Genomic DNA, 12,787 nt, shown 5'->3' on the forward strand with positions numbered 1-12,787 from the left:
TGGCGGGCCCGCCGCATTCGCGGAATTGCGTAGCGTGCGCGCTTTCCCTGATGTCCTGGCGCCTCCGTCCCGGCGGGGTGCGGCCGGGCAGGGCGTGCCATATGCCATGCGTATGGCAAGGCGGTCCGCGCGTCTTTGACCGTGATGGCGCCGCGCTCGACGATGCGTCTCCCTCAACGAACCGGAGCCATCGCCATGCGCCACGTCCCGCGTCCCCTTGAATGTGTTTTCACCGCGGCCTTCGTGCTGCTCTCGACCGGGTGTGGAGGTGACGATGACGACGTCGTCGTCGCGCCGCCCGTGGCGACGGAGGCGGCGCCCACGGCCGCCACGTGCCCCACCGAGGTGGCGGCCGTCGCGCGCTGCCTGTCCGGCAAGGACTCGGCCGGCGCGTACTACTTCATCGCGATGCCGACCACGTGGAACAACACCCTCGTGCTGCACGCGCACGGTGGCCCCGAACTCGGTGGCGCGCCCACGTCGGCCGACCGCTCGGCCGAGGACCTCGTGCGCTGGGCCGTGATGGTCAAGGCCGGATACGCCTGGGCGGGGTCGACCTTCCGCCAGGGCGGCGTCGAGGTGCGCGCCGCGGCCGCCGACACGGAACGCCTGCGCGGCATCTTCCGCTCGCACGTGGCACAGCCGCGCCGCACGATCCTGCACGGCCAGTCGTGGGGGGCGAACGTGGCGGCGAAGGCCGCCGAGACCTACACCGCGGCCACCTCCGGCGGCGTGGCGCCGTACGACGCCGTGCTGCTCACGAGCGGCGTGCTCGGTGGCGGCACCCGGTCCTACGACTTCCGCCTCGACCTGCGGGTGCTGTACCAGCACCTCTGCAACAACCACCCGCGCCCGTCGGAGCCGCAGTACCCGCTGGCCATCGGCCTGCCGAAGGATTCGACGATGACCTCGGCGGACCTGGCGGCCCGCACCGCCGAATGCCTCGCGCTCGACAAGCCGCAGGCGCAGCGCACGGCCGAGCAGCAGGCGAAGGTGCAGACGATCGTGAACGTGATCAAGATCCCCGCGAGCTCGATCCAGTCGCACCTGAACTGGGGCACCTTCCACTTCAAGGACATCACCCACCTGCGCACCGGCGGCGCGAGCCCGTTCGGCAACGTGGGGGCGGCGTACGCGGGCTCTGCGGACGATGCCGCGCTGAACGCCGCCGTGCAACGCTTCACCGCCGACCCGGCGGCCTACCGCAAGTTCGCCGAGGACACGGACCTCACGGGGAAGATCCCCGTGCCCGTGCTGACGCTCAAGGCCGTCAACGACCCGACCGCATTCGTCGAACTCGACGCGCACTTCAAGACCACGATGGCCGCGGGTGGCAGCGCCGATCGCCTGGTGCAGACTTTCGCCGACTTCGCGACCCACAGCTACCTGAGCGACCCGACCTACGTCGCGCTGATGGACCGCCTGATGGTGTGGGTGGACCAGGGCGTGAAGCCGACGCCGGACAGCGTGGCGGCGAAGTGCCCCGAGTTCGAGGCCACGTTCGGGACGGGATGCAAGTTCCTGCCGGCGTACCAGGCGCCGGCCCTGGCCACGCGTGTGCCGGAACGCACGCGCCCCTGAGGGTCAGCGCAGCAGCGAGGCTTCGAGGCGGGAGACCGTCTCGATCAGGCGCGGCCTCACCTCGTTCAGCAGGAATTCCTTCGACAGGTTGAACGAGGGCCCGCCGCAGTTGATGGCCATCGGCGGGAGACCATTGCCCGGCTGGAACGCGCGGGCGATGCCGTTGACATCCTTCTGCCAGTCGCCGAAGGAGCACGTGACGCCGAGGGTGCGGTAGTCCTCCACCGCCCGTTCGATGCCGTCGCGGATGTCGGGCCAGGCGACCTCGTCGAGTTCCTGCACGCGTTCCATGAAGTCGAGCCGCTCACGGTCGGGGATGGCGGCGAGGTAGGCGCGGCCGATGGCCGACGAGGCCACCGGGATGCGCGAGCCCACGTCGAGGCTCAGCGTGAGCGCGGCCGAGCTGCGGCAGTTCTCGACGTAGATCATCGAGAGGCGGTCGCGGGTGCCGAGCGAGACCATCGAGCGCGACAGGTCGGCGAGTTCCTGCATCAGCGGGCGGGCGATCTGGCGCACGTCGAGGCGCGCCAGCATGGCGCTGCCGAGCGACAGCGTGGCGGTGCCCAGGCGGTACTTGCCGCTTTCCTCCACCTGGATCAGGTAGTCGAGCTTCGTGAGCGTGGAGGTCAGGCGCGAGACCGTCGACTTCGGCAGCTTGCAGCGCTGGGCGATCTCCTGGTTGCCGAGCGCCTTGTCGCCGGAGCGGAAGCACGCGAGCACCTCGAGGCCGCGCGCGAGGGCGGTGACGAAGTGGCGGTCTTCCTTGGGATTGGGCTTGGTGGCGGTCTTGGCTGGGGCGTTCATCGGATCGGGGTTTCGCGGAAGCGGCGTCTGAAAAGTGGAACACAAATCCGCAAATTGCGGGGTGATGGCAATCCCGAGTGGGGTTCGTACCGGGCGTCGGCATACTCGATCCCACCCGGACAGGGTGGTGCGTACCCGCCAAAAGTTGACAGGGAACCCACCAGCATCAACAATCTCAATCCGTTTTTATAAGCAGAATATTGTTCTGCAATGCAGTCCAAAAGTCCAGGACTTCATTCGCATGGAGAGAGACATGGGTGAACAATCGATGAACGTCCTCGGTCTGGTGGGGGCGGGTGTGATGGGCATGGGCATCGCGCAGATCGCCGCGCAGGCGGGCCTGACGGTGCGTGTGTTCGACGTGCGCGAGGGTGGTGCCGCGACCGGTTGCAAGAAGCTTGCCGAAACGCTGGCCAAGCTCCAGGAGAAGGGCAAGCTGACCGCCGAGCAGGTGGCCGCGGCCACCGCGCGGGTGAGCCCGGTCGCCTCGCTTGCCGAGCTGGCCGGCTGCGACGTGGTGGTGGAAGCCATCGTCGAGGACCTGAAGGCCAAGCAGTCGCTGTTCGCCGAACTGGAGGGCATTGTCGGCGACGGCTGTGTGCTCGCGAGCAACACGTCGTCGCTGTCCGTCACCGCCATCGCCGCCGGCCTCAAGCGGCCGCAGCGCGTGGCCGGCTTCCACTTCTTCAACCCGGTGCCGGTGATGAAGGTGGTGGAGGTGGTCGACGGCCTGCTGACCGACCGCGGCGTCACCGACCGCCTGCTCGAGCTGGGCCGGCGCCTGGGCCACACCGCGGTGCGCGCGAAGGACACCCCCGGCTTCATCGTGAACCACGCCGGCCGCGGCTTCAGCACCGAGGCGCTGCGCATCGTGCAGGAAGGCGTCTGCGACATCCCCGACGCCGACCGCGTGCTGCGCGAGGTGGCCGGGTTCATCATCGGCCCGTTCGAACTGATGGACATCACCGCGCTCGACGTGTCGCACCCGGTGATGGAATCCATCTACCACCAGTACTACGAGGAGCCGCGCTACCGGCCGAACCCGCTGACGCGCCAGATGCTGTCGGCGGGCATCGTGGGCCGCAAGGTGGGCCGCGGCTTCTACCAGTACGACAACGGCCAGCGCGTGCCCGTGCCCGAGGCGGCGGCGCCCACGGCCAAGCCGTCGTCGGTGTGGCTCGCCCCGGGCATGCCCACGGTGATCGCCGACCTCGTGGCCATCGCCGGCGTGCAGATCGACTCGGGCGCCACGCCGCGGTCCGACAGCCTGTGCATCGTGGCGCCTGTCGGCGACGACGCCACCACCGTCGCGCTGCAGCTGGGCCTCGACCCGGCGCGCACGGTGGGGGTGGAAACGCTGTTCGACACCAGCCGCCGCCGCGTCGTGATGACCACGCCGGCCACCACCCCCGCGTGGCGCGACGCCGCCCACGCGCTGTTCGCCGCCGACGGCAAGCCGGTCACGGTGATCCGCGATAGCGCGGGCCTCGTGGCCCAGCGTGTGGTGGCCACCATCGTGAACATCGCCGCCGACATCGCGCAGCAACGCATCGCCACGCCGGCCGACATCGACCGCGCCGTGTCCCTCGGCCTGAACTACCCGTTCCCGCCGCTGGCCTGGGGCGACCGCCTCGGCGCGCGCACCGTGCTCACCATCCTCGAGCGCATGTTCGCCTTCTACGGCGACGCCCGTTACCGCCCGAGCCCGTGGCTCAAGCGCCGCGCCCAACTCGGCCTGTCGCTGCTGACCGAAGAATCCTGACCTGCTGGGAACCCCATCCATGGACCTCACATTCACCCCTGAAGAACAAGCCTTCCGCGAGGAAGTCCGTTCGTTCGTGCGCACCAAGCTGCCGGAGAGCATCCGCCACAAGGTGATGAACAGCCTGCGCCTCACGCGCGACGACCACGTGCTGTGGCAGCGCACGCTGCACGAGCGCGGCTGGGGCGGCCCCGGCTGGACGAAGGAGTTCGGCGGCCCGGGCTGGAACGCCGTCGAGCAGTACATCTTCGAGGAAGAGTGCGCCGCCGGCGGCGCGCCGCGCCTGATCCCGTTCGGCATCAAGATGGTGGCCCCGGTCATCATGGCCTTCGGCTCGCCCGAGCAGCAGCAGCGTTTCCTGCCGAAGCTCAGCAGCGCCGAGGAATGGTGGTGCCAGGGCTACTCGGAGCCGGGTTCGGGCTCCGACCTGGCCTCGCTCAAGATGCGCGCGGTGCGAGGCGTCGACGCGAAGGGCGACCACTTCGTCGTGAACGGCCAGAAAACCTGGACCACGCTCGGCCAGTACGCCGACTGGATCTTCTGCCTCGTGCGCACCGACCCGCAGGCCAAGGCCCAGCGGGGCATCAGCTTCCTGCTGATCGACATGAAGTCGCCCGGCATCACGGTGCGTCCCATCATCACGCTCGACGGCGCCCATGAAGTCAACGAGGTGTGGTTCGAGGACGTGCGCGTGCCGGCCGAGAACCTCGTGGGTGAAGAGAACAAGGGCTGGACGTACGCCAAGTTCCTGCTGGGCCACGAACGCAGCAACATCGCCGGCATCGGCATCGCCAAGCGCGAGCTGGCACGCCTGAAGCGCGTGGCCGCCACCGAGCAGAAGCGCGGCCGCCCGCTGCTCGAAGATCCGCTGTTCTCCGCGAAGGTGGCCCAGGTCGAGGTGGACCTCACGGCGCTCGAGATGACGAATCTGCGGGTGCTCTCGGCCGAGAAGGACAAGCGCGCGCCGGGCCCGGCCGCGTCCATCCTGAAGATCAAGGGCACCGAGATCCAGCAGGCCATCACCGAGCTGCTGCTGCAGGCCGTGGGGCCGTACGCGCTGCCGTACATCCCCGAGGCGCTCGCGGCCGGCTATTCGGCCGAGGCGGTGGGGCCGCAGTATGCGGCGTCGCTCGCGGCGCACTACTGCAACATGCGCAAGCTCTCGATCTACGGCGGGTCCAACGAGATCCAGAAGAACATCATTTCCCAGCAGCTGCTGGGCCTGTAAGGAACGCACGCCATGGACTTCAATTTCAGCGAAGAGCAGCTGCAGCTGCAGGACGCCATCACCCGTTTCGTGCAGGGCGACTACGACTTCGAGCACCACCGCAAGGTGGTGGCCTCGGCCGACGGCTGGGACCGCAAGGCCTGGCAGGGCCTGGCCGACCTCGGCGTGCTCGCGATGATCGTGCCGGAAGACCAGGGGGGCCTCGGCTACGGCCCCATCGAGACGCAGCTGGCGCTGCAGGCCACCGGACCGGCGCTGCTGGCCGAGCCGCTGCTGACCAGCGGCGTGATCGCCACGGCCCTCGTGCGCGACTTCGCGCAGGAGCCGGTGCGTTCGGAGCTGCTCGGTGAACTCGCCACCGGCGGCCGCATCCTCGTGCTCGCGCACCAGGAGGCCAAGGCACGCGGCGACGTGGCGGTGGTGGACACCACCGCGAAGGCCGACGGCGACGGCGTGGTGCTGAACGGTGCCAAGGCGGTGATCTACCACGCGGCTGCCGCAGACGAGCTGCTCGTGTCGGCGCGCGAAGGCGACGGCGTGTCGCTGTTCCGCGTGGCCAAGGACACGGCGGGCCTCACGCTGCGTTCGTACGCCACCATCGACGGCCAGCGCGCCGCCGAGGTGCTGCTGTCGAACGTGAAGGTGCCGGCGTCGGCGCGCCTCGGCGCGGCCGGCCAGGCGCTGCCTGCCATCGAACGTGCGCTCGACATCGGCCTGGCCGCGGTCACCGCCGAAGCCGTGGGCATCATGGAGGCCACGGTCAACGCCACGGGCGAGTACCTGAAGACGCGCCAGCAGTTCGGCCAGCCCATCGGCCGCTTCCAGGCGCTGCAGCACCGCATGGCCGACATGCTGCTGCACCTCGAGCAGGCCCGTTCGATGAGCTACCTCGCGGCGATGGACTGCCAGAACCCCGACGACGACGCGCGCCGCAAGACGCTGTCGGCCGCGAAGGTCACCATCGGCCAGGCCTGCCGCTTTATCGCGCAGCAGTCCGTGCAGCTGCACGGCGGCATGGGCATGACGGACGAACTGAACGTGAGCCACTGGTTCAAGCGGCTGCTGGCCATCGAGCTGAGCTTCGGCGACACCGACCTGCACCTGGAGCGGTTCGCGAAGCTGAGCCAGCGGGCCGCCCTGGAAGCCGCGGCGGCCTGAGGCCCACCCGACTCCGGGGGGCGCCCCGGAGTCGCCCTGTCCATCCTTGATAATCGGTCGCAAACGGGGCCCGGTTCACGCCGGGCCGAACCGCAACGGCAAGACCGAGACAGGGCAGGTGCAGATGCAGCGCATCGTGATCGTGGGTGGAGGTGCGGGTGGGCTGGCGTTGGCCACCCAACTGGGCAAGCGGCTGGGCAAGAAGGGCCTCGCGGAAGTCACGCTGGTCGACTCGGCCCGCACCCACGTCTGGAAGCCGTTGCTGCACCAGCTGGCCGCGGGCAGCTTCGACACCCACGCCGAGGAGATCGAATACCTCGCACAGGCCCGCTGGAACCACTTCAAGTTCCGCCTCGGCACGCTCGTCGGCATCGACCGCACGGCCAAGACCGTTCAGCTGGCCGCCAGCTACGACGATGCGGGCCAGGAGATCACCCCGGCCACGCAGCTCGCCTATGACACCCTGGTGATCGCCGTCGGCAGCCAGACCAACGACTTCGGCACGCTGGGCGCGGCCCAGCACAGCATCAAGCTCGACAGTCCGCAGGCCGCGCGCCACTTCAACGACCGGCTGATCAACGCCTGCATCCGCGCGCAGAGCGTGCCCCGCGGCGCAGGCACTGGCCGCCTGACGGTGGCCATCGTGGGCGGTGGCGCCACCGGCGTGGAGCTGGCGGCGGAACTGCATGCCGCGGCCCGCGTGCTCGCCAACTTCGGCTTCGACCACATCCACCCCGAGAAGGACCTGCAGATCGTGCTGGTCGAGGCCGCGCCGCGCCTGCTGTCGCAGCTGCCCGAACGCCTGAGCGAATCGGCGGTGCGCGAGCTGCGCAAGCTCGCGATCGAGGTGCACACGAACGAGAAGGTCGTGGAGGTCACCGCCGACAGCCTGAAGATGGCCAGCGGCCGCGTGGTGGGTTCGTCGCTCACCGTGTGGGCCGCGGGTGTGAAGGCGGGCGACTTCCTGAAGACGCTCGGCGGCGACGACCCACTCGAGACCAATCGCCTGAACCAGCTGCTGGTCAACGGCAACCTGCAGACCTCGCGCGACCCGTCCATCTACGCCTTCGGCGATTGCGCCGCGTGCCCGCAGCCCGACGGCACCTGGGTGCCGCCGCGCGCGCAGGCCGCGTACCAGCAGGCCATGTACCTCGCACGGGCGCTGCCCCGCCTGATCCGCGGTGACACGGCCACGCCGTTCGTGTTCAAGGACCAGGGCTCGCTCGTGTCCCTCTCCGAGTATTCGTCGGTGGGCAGCCTGATGGGCAGCCTCACGCGCGGCAGCCTGTTCATCGAGGGCCGCATCGCGCAGTTCATGTACTGGTCGCTGCACAAGCAGCATCAGCTGGCGCTGGGCGGGTGGAAGAAGATGATCCTGATCACCTTGTCGGAGATGCTGGACCGGACGCATCGGCCGCGGATCAAGCTGCACTGACCGGGCACGCGGTTGACAGGGGGGCGAGTCGATGCCGTACATCCTGCTTCTCCTGGTCATCCTCGGTTTCTGGGCCCTGTTCGCTTTGGTCGCGGCCAGGGGCGTGGTCGCCGTGGTGAATGCCGTGCGTCCGCACGTCTCGACACGCGCCTTGCCGGAGAAGTCCCGGCGACGGTGGTTCGCCATCACCTGGGTGGCCTGTGCCTGCTTCATTCCCGCGGGATGCTGGCACCATCAGTCGGTGGGCTACGTGCGGCAGGCCGTTCCTCCGGAGCTGGAGATCGACGAGCTGGTCTATCGAGAGGCGTCGTTCCTGGGCGATTGCCGAATCGGGGTCTTCAGGTTGTCGGCGCAGACGATGGCGCGTGTGCGCGATGAGGGGCTGTCGTTCCTCCAGACTGCGCGGTCCGGGCGGCATGAATCGATGTATCCCCGTGCAGGCTTCAGCTACGAGGCCTGGCGCCGGACCCCGCCGGAGCCCAGGAACGAGCGCGATGTCATGCAGGCGAGGTGGTGTCTCGGCCACAAGCCTTCCGCCCTCGAGGACATCTATGCCGTGCTGGACCGGGAGGGTGGTTACCTGACCGTCGACGGCAGCGAGAAGGACCTCGTCCTGCTGCCGCGCCTGGGTTTGCTCGTGGTGTCGCTCAAGGCGTAGCGAGGATCGCCATGACACCCTTCGACCACCCCTTTGCCACCCTGCTCCTGTGGGTCGCAGGGATCGCTTTGGCGGCCTACCTCATCACATGGACGTGGATGACGCTGCTCAGGACACTGTGCCCCCCAGCTGGGCGGCGCAAGGAGCCCGGGCCGGGAGCCGGCTTCGGTTTCGCCATCGCCTGGCTCGTCACCGCCGTCATGCTGCCGTGGCTCTGGGGCCGTGGTGTCACGCTGCTGGCAGCGGTCCAGTCCGTCCCGGCCCAGTTGGAGATCGCGGGCCTGGTCTCCCACGGCCGACCCGGCGGGGGGAACTGCAGCATCACGATCTTTCGCCTGTCCGATTCGACGGTGGCCCGCGTGCAACGGCTCGGACTGTCGTCGCTGGCGGATGTCACCGAGGGCCGGGCCAGTCATGGGCGGCGCCTTCCTGATTGGGGCACGGTGCACGCGCGGTACATCGACGACGATTCGGCCGTGAACGCGATCCACTGCATCGGGCATGGAGCCGACCTGCTGAGGGCCGTGGCTCCCGGGATTGTTCACACCGGAGGCTTTCACGCCGCCGATGTGGTCCATCAACTCGTGCTCGTGCCGGCCACCGGATTGCTGATGGTCGGCCAGAAGATCGACTAGTTCAGGGTTTTTACCGAGATGGGCGTTGTCGATTCGCGCTTCCGTGCTTCGACGTCAGGATGTCCCATCCCTCTACGTCCACTGAAAGGTTCATCATGACCACCGGCACCGTTCGCCTCCACCGTGTTCTCCGCTGCCCGCCCGAGCGTGTCTACCGCGCCTTCGTGGAGCCCGACGCGTACGCGCGCTGGCTCCCCCCGCATGGCTTCACCGGTCAAGTCCACGAGATGGACGCGCGCGTGGGCGGCCGCTACCGCATGAGTTTCCGCAACTTCAGCAGCGGCAACAGCCATTCCTTCGGCGGCGAGTACCTGGAACTGGTGCCTGGCGAGAAGGTGCGCTACACCGCGCGTTTCGACGACCCGAACCTGCCGGGGCAGATGCAGACCACGATCACGCTGAAGGCGGTGTCGTGCGGCACCGAGGTCACCGCGGTGCAGGAAGGCATCCCCGAGATGATTCCCACCGAGATGTGCTACCTGGGCTGGCAGGAGTCGCTGCTGCACCTGGCGCAGCTCGTGGAGCCCGAGATTCCGGGCTGATCCCCACGCCCCCATGTTGTCATCCCGGCGGAGACCGGGACCCTGGGCGTGCTCGGAGGCGCCGCTCGTCGAACCGGCGCCCAAGATCCCGGCCTTCACCGGGATGACGGTTCTGTTGATGCGTCAGTCGAAGATGTCGCTGAGCCACGACTTCTTGCGGTAGTGGCCACCGTGCTGGCGCTTGCCGAAGTCGGAGTCGTCGAAGTCGCGGCGGTGTTGCTGCGGATAGGGTTGCTGGGGCGCCTGCTGGGGCGCGGGGGCTTGTGCGGGGCCCGCCGACAGCTGGATCAGCTTGTCGAGTTCGCCCCGGTCGAGCCAGACGCCGCGGCACTTGGGGCAGTAGTCGATCTCCACGCCCTGACGTTCGGACATCAGCAGCGTGGATTCCGGGCACACCGGACATTGCATGGGGATCTCCCGAGAAGCCAATCGACTCCTTGGGAGTCGCGCGCGCCGGGGGAGTTCCGCCGTCAGCCCATCCAGCGTTCCGTGGCGCCTTCCACCACCGCCGACAGCTGCAGCCCCTTCGCCTTCTGCTGCCGCAGCCACGTGGCATCGTTGCCCGCGAAGACGCTGTCGCGCAGCAGGTTGCTGGCGTCGAGCGCCTTGCGGTCCAGCGCGTGTTCGTCGATGCGCGCGAGCGTGCGGATGATGTCGTCGCGCAGCTTCGAGCGCTGCTTGGTCTTCGGGTCGACGATCTCGCCCTCGAGGCCGAAGCGGCACGCCTGGAAGCGGTTGAAGGTGTAGACGAGGTAGTCGTCTTCCTCGGGTTCGAACGGGCGTTCCTCGCGCAGGTAGCTGCAGATGCACTGCAGGTAGCAGGCGAGCGCCGCGGCCTTGTCGACGGTGAGCGGCGTGTCGCACACGCGCAGCTCGATGGTGCCGAACTCGGGCTTCGGGCGGATGTCCCAGTAGAAGTCCTTCATCGACTTGACGACACCGGTGCTGGTCATCTTGTCGAAGTAGTGGCCGAACTCGTCCCAGCTGCGCACGAAGGGTGCGCGGCCCGACAGCGGGAAGGCGAACACGGAATTCAGGCGGGCCGAGTCGAAGCCGGTGTCGACGCCCTGCACGAACGGCGACGAGGCGCTGAGCGCGATGAAGTGCGGCACGTAGCGCGACAGTGCGTGCAGCAGCCACAGGGCCTTGTCGCCATCTTCGCAGCCCACGTGCACGTGCTGGCCGAACACGGTGAACTGCTTCGCGAGGTAGCCGTACAGGTCGTTGAGGTACTCGAAGCGTTCGGTGGGGAAGATCTGCTGGTCGCTCCAGTGCTGGTACGCGTGCGTGCCCCCGCCGGCGATGCCGATGTTGAGCCGGCGCGCGGCCTGCGAGAGCTGCTCGCGCAGGTCGTTCAGCTCGGCGCGCAGTGGCGAGAACTCGCGCTGCACCGAGCTGCCGATCTCGATCATGCTGCGCGTGATCTCGGGCTTCACGTCCCACGCGCCGGTGTGCTTGTCGAGCAGGCGCAGCAGGTCCTGGGCCTGGGGGGACAGGTCGAAGTCGTGGGTGCTGACGAGCTGCAGCTCGAGCTCGACGCCGAGGGTCAGGGGTTCGGAGGAGGTGAACTCGGCGAGTGGCATCAGGTGTCCTTCGTCTTGGCGTGGGGGCACTCGTCGGCGAGCGTCTTCAGGGACCACTGTGTGAGCATGGGCCCCACGAGGTGCAGCACGGTGGTGGCCACCAGCAGGGCCTGCAGCATCTGCGGGTCGATGCCGGGCAGCTCGGCGGTCCAGCCGAGCGTGTCGGCCGTGAGCAGCACGGCGAGGCTGCTCATGGGCTGCAGCGCGAGGATGAGGGCGAGGCCCTGGCGCATGCTCATGCCGCTCGACTTGGCGAGCAGCGACACGGCCAGGGCCTTGCCCACGAGGCGCGCGACGATGATGGCGACGACCCACGGCCACAGCGTCATGACGCCGTCGAGCGTGAACAGCATGCCGAGGGAGATGAACAGCAGCACGCCCAGCGCCGCGCCCGCGGAGCCGAGGTGGGGCTCGACGGTGAGGGCGTGGCCCATCTTGCGGCGCGCGGTCATGCCGGCCACCAGCAGGGCCAGCAGCGGGGAGAGCTTCCACTGCGCGGCCAGCATGGCGGCGAGGATCACGACGGCGATCTGCAGCACCGGCGCGGCGGCGTCGCCGCGCACGAGCTCGGTGAGCTTCGACAGCAGCCAGCCCGCGGCCAGGCCGAGGATGAACGAGCCGGCCACGACGAACACGGCGCCGAACGCGGCCACCAGCAGCTCGTCGCTCCAGCTGGGGGCGTCGGCCGCGGCGAGCACGCGCCAGGCCTTGATGGCGACCATGGTCAGCACGCAGTTGATGGACGTGGTGATCAGCAGCCGTTCGGTGACCTGGCCGCGAGGCCGCAGCTCGTGCACGAGGCCGAGCGTGATGACGGGTGACGTGGACATGGCCACCGCGCCGGCCAGCACCGCCGACACGAGCGGCGCGCCCATCGCGTGCAGCACGACGGTGACGCAGATGCCCGCGAACGCGCCTTCGAGCACGCAGGTGAGGGCGACCGCGGGGTTGTCGATGAGCCAGCGCGGCCGGATGCGGCTGCCGAGTTCGAACACGAGCACGCCGATGGCGAGGTCGATCAGGGGCTTCCACGGGTCGAGGTCGGTGCGCTCGAGCAGGCGGAAGGCGAGCGGGCTGGCGAGCGCGCCGGTGATCATGTGGCCGAGCATGCGCGGCAGGTGAAGGCGCCGGTGCAGCGCCTCGCCGAGCACGACCGCGACGAGCAGGACGATGGCGAAGCCGAGCACCGGATCGGCCCCGCGCAGGCCGTCGAGTGTCCACAGCGCGGCCGACGGCGACGAGGCCGCCGAGGCGGGCGCGAGCCAGGTGTCGATGGCAGGGGTGTTGGGCATCGGCCGATCCTAGCCGACGCTTCCGGCCACCGGAACGCCCGGTGGGGTCTTTATCATCACGTCCCTTGAAAGGCGCCGAGCGGCCCCGATATGGTGGGGGCCTTTTTTC

General features: G+C 68.9%; 12 protein-coding genes. 8 read left to right on the forward strand and 4 right to left on the reverse strand.

What is annotated here, in order from left to right; all coding sequences use genetic code 11:
* Positions 1-195 precede the first annotated feature (195 nt).
* Complete coding sequence (locus tag A4W93_RS04760) at positions 196-1,581, forward strand: alpha/beta hydrolase (RefSeq protein WP_085749523.1); 1,386 nt, start codon at positions 196-198, stop codon at positions 1,579-1,581.
* A gap of 3 nt (positions 1,582-1,584) precedes the next feature.
* Here the strand turns inward: A4W93_RS04760 and A4W93_RS04765 are convergent, their stop codons facing one another.
* Positions 1,585-2,385, reverse strand: a complete 801-nt coding sequence (locus A4W93_RS04765) for an IclR family transcriptional regulator (protein ID WP_085749524.1) — start codon at positions 2,383-2,385, stop codon at positions 1,585-1,587.
* Positions 2,386-2,638: 253 nt separating this feature from the next.
* Between A4W93_RS04765 and A4W93_RS04770 the strand changes: the two genes are divergently transcribed.
* The 7 genes from A4W93_RS04770 (at position 2,639) to A4W93_RS04800 (ending at position 9,803) form a co-directional block, all read left to right on the forward strand.
* Positions 2,639-4,147 (forward strand): 3-hydroxyacyl-CoA dehydrogenase, encoded by a 1,509-nt coding sequence (locus A4W93_RS04770; RefSeq protein ID WP_237357693.1) that lies wholly within the window; start codon positions 2,639-2,641, stop codon positions 4,145-4,147.
* A 19-nt stretch (positions 4,148-4,166) separates the two neighbouring features.
* Positions 4,167-5,375, forward strand: coding sequence for an acyl-CoA dehydrogenase family protein (locus A4W93_RS04775; RefSeq protein ID WP_085749526.1), 1,209 nt, complete (start codon positions 4,167-4,169; stop codon positions 5,373-5,375).
* Between the two features lie 12 nt (positions 5,376-5,387).
* Positions 5,388-6,533, forward strand: a complete 1,146-nt coding sequence (locus tag A4W93_RS04780) for an acyl-CoA dehydrogenase family protein (protein ID WP_085749527.1) — start codon at positions 5,388-5,390, stop codon at positions 6,531-6,533.
* 124 nt (positions 6,534-6,657) lie between these two features.
* On the forward strand, positions 6,658-7,968 hold the full coding sequence (locus tag A4W93_RS04785) for an NAD(P)/FAD-dependent oxidoreductase (RefSeq protein ID WP_085754034.1): 1,311 nt from the start codon (positions 6,658-6,660) through the stop codon (positions 7,966-7,968).
* Between the two features lie 31 nt (positions 7,969-7,999).
* A complete protein-coding gene (locus tag A4W93_RS04790) occupies positions 8,000-8,626 on the forward strand; it encodes a hypothetical protein (RefSeq protein ID WP_085749528.1) in 627 nt (208 codons plus the stop codon).
* 11 nt (positions 8,627-8,637) lie between these two features.
* Positions 8,638-9,261 carry a hypothetical protein gene (locus A4W93_RS04795; RefSeq protein WP_085749529.1) on the forward strand — a complete coding sequence of 208 codons (624 nt, stop codon included), beginning with the start codon at positions 8,638-8,640 and terminating at the stop codon, positions 9,259-9,261.
* A 95-nt stretch (positions 9,262-9,356) separates the two neighbouring features.
* Positions 9,357-9,803 (forward strand): SRPBCC family protein, encoded by a 447-nt coding sequence (locus A4W93_RS04800; RefSeq protein ID WP_085749530.1) that lies wholly within the window; start codon positions 9,357-9,359, stop codon positions 9,801-9,803.
* Positions 9,804-9,926: 123 nt separating this feature from the next.
* On the opposite strand, the gene A4W93_RS04805 is transcribed toward A4W93_RS04800, so the two are convergent.
* The 3 genes from A4W93_RS04805 to A4W93_RS04815 form a co-directional block, all read right to left on the reverse strand.
* A complete protein-coding gene (locus A4W93_RS04805; RefSeq protein ID WP_085749531.1) occupies positions 9,927-10,211 on the reverse strand; it encodes a TFIIB-type zinc ribbon-containing protein in 285 nt (94 codons plus the stop codon).
* Positions 10,212-10,273: 62 nt separating this feature from the next.
* Positions 10,274-11,386, reverse strand: a complete 1,113-nt coding sequence (locus A4W93_RS04810; protein WP_085749532.1) for a YbdK family carboxylate-amine ligase — start codon at positions 11,384-11,386, stop codon at positions 10,274-10,276.
* Positions 11,386-12,678, reverse strand: coding sequence for a cation:proton antiporter (locus A4W93_RS04815; protein WP_085749533.1), 1,293 nt, complete (start codon positions 12,676-12,678; stop codon positions 11,386-11,388). Before A4W93_RS04815 ends, A4W93_RS04810 begins: the two co-directional genes overlap by 1 nt.
* Between the last annotated feature and the right edge of the window lie 109 nt (positions 12,679-12,787).

Origin of the sequence: Piscinibacter gummiphilus (genome assembly GCF_002116905.1) — a bacterium.
Lineage (GTDB): Bacteria > Pseudomonadota > Gammaproteobacteria > Burkholderiales > Burkholderiaceae_C > Rhizobacter > Rhizobacter gummiphilus.

Excerpts from the sequence above, each read along its gene's own strand:
- A4W93_RS04815 (WP_085749533.1), bottom strand. The coding sequence starts at position 12,678 with ATGCCCAACACCCCTGCCATCGACACCTGGCTCGCGCCCGCCTCGGCG.
- A4W93_RS04785 (WP_085754034.1), top strand. The coding sequence starts at position 6,658 with ATGCAGCGCATCGTGATCGTGGGTGGAGGTGCGGGTGGGCTGGCGTTG.
- A4W93_RS04770 (WP_237357693.1), top strand. The coding sequence starts at position 2,639 with ATGGGTGAACAATCGATGAACGTCCTCGGTCTGGTGGGGGCGGGTGTG.
- A4W93_RS04780 (WP_085749527.1), top strand. The coding sequence starts at position 5,388 with ATGGACTTCAATTTCAGCGAAGAGCAGCTGCAGCTGCAGGACGCCATC.
- A4W93_RS04790 (WP_085749528.1), top strand. The coding sequence starts at position 8,000 with ATGCCGTACATCCTGCTTCTCCTGGTCATCCTCGGTTTCTGGGCCCTG.
- A4W93_RS04800 (WP_085749530.1), top strand. The coding sequence starts at position 9,357 with ATGACCACCGGCACCGTTCGCCTCCACCGTGTTCTCCGCTGCCCGCCC.
- A4W93_RS04795 (WP_085749529.1), top strand. The coding sequence starts at position 8,638 with ATGACACCCTTCGACCACCCCTTTGCCACCCTGCTCCTGTGGGTCGCA.
- A4W93_RS04760 (WP_085749523.1), top strand. The coding sequence starts at position 196 with ATGCGCCACGTCCCGCGTCCCCTTGAATGTGTTTTCACCGCGGCCTTC.
- A4W93_RS04805 (WP_085749531.1), bottom strand. The coding sequence starts at position 10,211 with ATGCAATGTCCGGTGTGCCCGGAATCCACGCTGCTGATGTCCGAACGT.
- A4W93_RS04775 (WP_085749526.1), top strand. The coding sequence starts at position 4,167 with ATGGACCTCACATTCACCCCTGAAGAACAAGCCTTCCGCGAGGAAGTC.
- A4W93_RS04810 (WP_085749532.1), bottom strand. The coding sequence starts at position 11,386 with ATGCCACTCGCCGAGTTCACCTCCTCCGAACCCCTGACCCTCGGCGTC.
- A4W93_RS04765 (WP_085749524.1), bottom strand. The coding sequence starts at position 2,385 with ATGAACGCCCCAGCCAAGACCGCCACCAAGCCCAATCCCAAGGAAGAC.